Genomic DNA, 1,500 nt, shown 5'->3' with positions numbered 1-1,500 from the left:
CCCTGGCTTTCGCGATCGATCGCAACTCCTCGCGCCGTCATTCGTTGAACCGACGATGCAAAGGGAAAAGATCTCGTCGAGCGCGATCGCCTCCGCCGGGTACGACTGGGGGAAGCAAATCCTCGAACTCGAATATGCCGGGGGCGCCGTCTATCGCTATTTCGGCGTCGGCCCGCGGGTCTGGGCCGCCTTCGCCAGAGCGCCCTCGAAAGGCCGCTTCGTCAATTACCGCATTAAGGGCGCGTACCGCTATCGGCTCGTGCGGCAGGGGCCGTGTCCTCCGCAGCCGGGCAGGCCGATCCCGCACCCCCGGCGGCGGGGTAGCGATAGACGCGGATCGGCGAAGCGGGCAAAAGCGGGCATTCGCTGAGCCATGCGGGCGGATGGCCCTCCATCAAAGCCGCGGTCAGCGGGAAGGACTTTTCCAGAATGGCGGAGGACGGGCCGCGCCATGCGCAGATCGCGACGTGGGTTGCCTTCGACTGGTCCAGATAGATGCGCGGCTCCGGCGTGCGCGGAGCGAGAAAGCGAAAAGCGCGCTCGATGCCGCGCCAGGCGGGATGGTGAGACGTCGCGACGATCGTCGCTCGTCCTTCCGGTTCGGCGGCAAGGATCTGGATGCCGAGATTGGGCGGCGAGAGGATGCTCGCGCCCTGGGGCCATACAAGCCGTGCGCCTTGGTCCGGATCGCAGTCGCCGGCGAAGTTCGCGCCGCTCGGGGGCAAATCTTTCGGCACATGGCGGACGAAATAGGATCCGATGGTGGCAGCCACGAGCAGGAGACCGGGCGCCAGCATGGCAGGCGCGGAAGGCAGATGCGCCGTTAGGGTGCCGGACAGGATGCTTCCTTGCGTTCTCTCCCGGCCAAGCAGCGCTGCAACGGTCAATATGAGGCCGAGGCTGGCGAAGAACCCGAGATAGCGGAAATAGCGGACAAGGAAATAGCCATGCAGCAGCGCCAGCAGGGTGAATGCCGCGAACAGGACGAGATTGCGTTTATGGGGAGGCTTGAGACCGGCTGCGACTATCGCGACGGCGCCGAGCAAGACCAGCGCGATGCCACCGATCTGCGGCGAAAGCACGATGTCCGGCCGGTCGAGCAGGCTCTTTTCCTGTGCGATATGGCCGAGCCAATCCGTGATGACGTAGCGGCTTACGGCGGAGTACGGTCCACCACGGCACTCCGGAAATAAATAGACGAGCCCGGCGACCGAGAGGCACGCCGGGATCGCCAGCGCGACGGCGCGCCGCCAGGGGCTTCCGAGCCTCGATGATAGACAGCCGGCCGCGGCAAAGGAGATGCCGGCCGCCGCCAATGCGAACAGATGCGGCGCGGAATAGGTGTCGCAGGCGACCGTGCCGTAGTGGCCCGGCGGGACGATGATCAGAAAGGCGAAGAGGCCCGAGCCGGCCAGAGCGCCCCCGAACAGCGCGAGGCGGCGATCCGCTTGGGGCCGCCCCGCCACGAAATCGACGGCGTAGGCCGCAAGTATCGCGGCG

The 1,500-nt window shown here is 66.4% G+C and carries 1 protein-coding gene and 1 pseudogene; one reads left to right on the top strand and one right to left on the bottom strand.

Annotation, left to right across the window (positions count from 1 at the left end):
* Window positions 1–55: 55 nt before the first annotated feature.
* Window positions 56–187, top strand: a pseudogene (locus BGN91_RS17655) (KTSC domain-containing protein); the annotation flags it as partial.
* Between the two features lie 46 nt (window positions 188–233).
* Here BGN91_RS17655 and BGN91_RS07740 read toward each other — a convergent pair.
* Window positions 234–1,500 (bottom strand): hypothetical protein (locus tag BGN91_RS07740; protein ID WP_292611998.1); only part of this gene is annotated, 1,267 nt, incomplete at its 5' end.

Source organism: Nitrobacter sp. 62-13 (assembly GCF_001896955.1).
Classification (GTDB): Bacteria; Pseudomonadota; Alphaproteobacteria; order Rhizobiales; family Xanthobacteraceae; genus Nitrobacter.
Note: the sequence above shows the minus strand (reverse complement) of the source record. Positions and strands in the feature narration are given on the sequence as shown.